This window comes from Acidithiobacillus sp. (genome assembly GCF_023255755.1).
Classification (GTDB): Bacteria; Pseudomonadota; Gammaproteobacteria; order Acidithiobacillales; family Acidithiobacillaceae; genus Acidithiobacillus.
The window spans coordinates 1-3,350 of sequence record NZ_JAGDVS010000163.1; the positions used below are offsets into that span (position 1 = coordinate 1).

3 protein-coding genes are annotated in these 3,350 nt (G+C 56.6%); all 3 read right to left on the reverse strand.

Annotation, left to right across the window (positions count from 1 at the left end; translation table 11 throughout):
* Positions 1 to 989: outer membrane beta-barrel protein (locus tag Q0C48_RS11395; protein WP_291524437.1), on the reverse strand; the 989-nt coding region annotated here is incomplete at its 3' end.
* A gap of 183 nt (positions 990 to 1,172) precedes the next feature.
* Positions 1,173 to 2,648: a SpoVR family protein gene (locus Q0C48_RS11400; RefSeq protein ID WP_291524439.1), complete on the reverse strand. Its 1,476-nt coding sequence runs from the start codon at positions 2,646 to 2,648 to the stop codon at positions 1,173 to 1,175.
* Positions 2,641 to 3,350: DUF444 family protein (locus Q0C48_RS11405; RefSeq protein WP_291524441.1), on the reverse strand; the 710-nt coding region annotated here is incomplete at its 5' end. The genes Q0C48_RS11400 and Q0C48_RS11405, both read right to left, overlap by 8 nt.

Consider the following 3,350-nt stretch of genomic DNA (forward strand, 5'->3'; position numbering starts at 1 on the left):
GCCGCACCATCTGTAGCGGTGCCGGAGTTGCTGATGTACTCCACCCGACCGGCGACGGATATTTTGTCCGTCAGGCTGTAATCGGCGAGGATAGCGGCACCGAGGGTACTGGTCTTTCTGGTGCCAGCACCCAGCGCCTGAATTGCGCCGGCCGGCACGCTGGTATACTGCACGTAAGGCGTGACCGACAGGCTGCTGCCACTATAGGTGTAACCTACGTCGAAGATGCTTTCGTTATTCTGCAACGGTGTGGTAGCGATGGAGGAGTAGGCATAATCGGTCTGTCCCAGATTCCCGCCACCCTGGAAGAACACACTGTTCTGTTTGTTAATCGCCCAGGTCAACATGCCGGTCACCCAGTTGAAGCGATTCGAGTAGAAGCCATCATTCCAGGATACCGATGCAGTGACCGGACCTGCGGTATAATTGGCTTGAATACCTTTGTTGACCGCATTCTCCTGGCCCCAGAGCAAGCCGCGCTCAATGTTCCAGTTCTGGTAGCTATAGGTGTATTCGGCACCGATCAGGGTATAGAGCTTGCCAATCTGGATATTGAAGTTGTCGGTCGGCGCGATCTCGACATAGCCGACGGGCAGGGCACCGAAGGTGTTCTGGGTGAAGGTGCCGGTGGAGAAATAGTTGGAGCCCAGGGTCATGACGTTATACGCCCCTGCCTGCAGATAAAATTGCACGAGTCCGGTGTTCTTCTGGATGATGACCATGCCGTTGCTGATGTCGGCGGACGCAGATTTCGTTGCCGGAGTGTTTGCCGGGCCGGAAGTGGTGGGGGCGAACTTGTTGTCCTGCCAGACGCCATAGCCGCTTGCCACACCTTGCACGTTGAGTTTACCCAGTGGACCCGCCTCAAAGGTTAGCGGGCTGGGCAGTGCCAGTGGCGATGCGTGGCCGGTCTCAATCATCATGGGTAGTGCCGCGAGCATTGCCAGCGAGATGATTTTATAACGATAACCGTTTTTCGAAACCTTCATGTTTGCCTCTCCCTATTGTATGAAATTGCAGGGAGCTTCTAGCAAACTTGATGCCAATTTATAACGAGTTAAAAATCAATGTGTTTAGTAAAATAATCGAGGTGCTAAGCGGCGAGTTGCACCATAATAATGCGTTGTGCACTGCTATGGTGCGGTATGCTGGAAGTTGCAGAGTATCCACCCTCAGGAGGTGAGCGGCTCGCTCAGGGAAAGGTCTTCCATATCCAGGTGAACATCATATCCCCAGAGGCTATGAACAAAGCTGAGGGTTTTCTGGGCTTCATCCTGGGCGAGGGGTTGGGTATCCATCTGCCGCAAACGCAGATGGCGATCGCCCCAGCGATCCACGGACACGATCTGAATGTCCGGCGGGCGGGTGCTTTCGGCGATTTGTTGGGCTAACACCTGGCGCAGATACTGGTAGCCGGAGTCATCATGGATGGCACTCACCCGGTACGTCGTAGCACTGGGATCGTTGCTCAGGGCAAAGAGATGCAGATCCCGCATGACCTTGGGTGAGAGATATTGCAGGACAAAGCTCTCATCGCGGAATTCGCGCATGGCGAAGTGGATATGCTTGCGCCAGTCGGGATCCCCGGCAAAGGGGAACCACCGATGGTCTTCGTCCGTGGGCGTCAGACAAATCCGTTTGATGTCCTGGAACATGGCAAAACCGAGGGCATAGGGGTTGATGCCGCTGTAGCGCGGATCATCAAAGTCTGGCTGGAAGGTGACAGCAGTGTGGCTGGCGTAAAATTCCAGCAGGGTGCCGTCGGTCACCAGCTTCTTGGCATGCAGGCTGTGCAGGATATGGTAATGCACGAAGCAGGCGAAGCCCTCGTTCATGATCTTGGTCTGCCCCTGGGGATAGAGATACTGGGCGATCTTGCGGACGATGCGCAGAATTTCCCGTTTCCAGCCTTCCAGGTGCGGGGCGTTTTTTTCGATGAAGTAGAGCAGGTTTTCTTGCGGGTCGGGTGGAAAGCTGGCAGATGCTGCGGGTTGAGCGGCGCTGTGCGGGGGCAGTGTCCGCCAGAGTTCCGAGAGCTGTTGCTGCAGATAACGCTCGCGTTCTTCGCGCCGCTGCTCTTCCTCGCGCGCCGAGAGCTGGCGCGGGCGGCGGGCGCGATCCACGCCATTGCGACTGATGGCGTGGGCGGCGTCCAGCACGTCGGTCACCGCGTCGATACCGTAGCGCTCCTCGCAATGGGCGATGTAGCGCTGGGCGAATTCCAGGTAGTCGAGAATGCCCTCGGCATCGGTCCACTGCTGAAAGAATACGTTGTTTTTGAAGAAGGCATTATGCCCGTAGGCAGCGTGGGCGATGACCAGGGTCTGCATGGTCATGGTGTTTTCTTCCATGAGGTAGCTGATGCAGGGGTTGCTGTTGATCACCAGTTCATAAGCCAGGCCCATCTCGCCGCGCCGATACTGCCCGGACTCGATGGCGCGCTGCTTACCGAAGGACCAGTGGGCATAATAGACCGGCAGGCCGATGGAGGCGTAGGCATCGAGCATCTGCTCGGCGCTGATGATCTCTAACTGATTGGGGTAGGTGTCGAGCTGGAGTTCTTCGGCCGCGATGGCCGCGATGGCTTCGGTGACGGCGTCAATCCGCGCGAATGTCCAGTCGTTGTCGGTAAAGAGGAATTTAGACATGGCTCGGCATCTCCTCAGTGGCAAAGAGGGTACGGAAGAGCGGATAGATATCCTCGCGATCGCTGGCGCGGGCGGTGATCAGTTCCGGGAAATCCTGAGCAATGGCTTCGTACAGTTGCAGCAGATCACTCTCACTGTCACGGTTGACCTCCAGATAAAAGAGGTTGCGCAAGCGTGGCAATAGATTCATAAGATGCTCTTCCACTACTGCATTGTCGGCAAAATAATTGTCGCCGTCAGATACTTGCGCCAGATAGACATTCCAGCGGTCTGGCGGAAAACGTTGCTGCATGATTTCCTCGGTCAGGGCGATGGCTGGTGAGACCAGCGTGCCGCCTCCCTCGCGGGCACCAAAAAAGGCCTGCTCGCTGCACTCCGAGGCGGTGCTGTGGTGCTTGATGAAGATGATCTGCACCGCCTGATAGTGGCGATGCACGAACAGATACAGCAGCAGGAAGAAGCGTTTGGCCAGATCCTTTTCCTTCTCGCCCATGCTGCCGGACACATCCATCACACAGAACATTACCGCATTGGTAATGGGGTGGGGCTGCTGGTCGATGTGGGCGAAGCGCAAGTCCGCCTCGTCAATGAAGGGAATGGCTTTAATTTTGCGTTCCAGGGCGGCAATCTGGCGCTCCAGTTCGCTGAGGCGCTCCCGCTCCACGGAGACATCCTGCTTCTGCGCGAGGCGGTCCTGAATCT

Bases quoted from the DNA above. Each gene is read 5' to 3' on its own strand.
- Q0C48_RS11400 (WP_291524439.1), bottom strand. From the start codon at position 2,648: ATGTCTAAATTCCTCTTTACCGACAACGACTGGACATTCGCGCGGATT.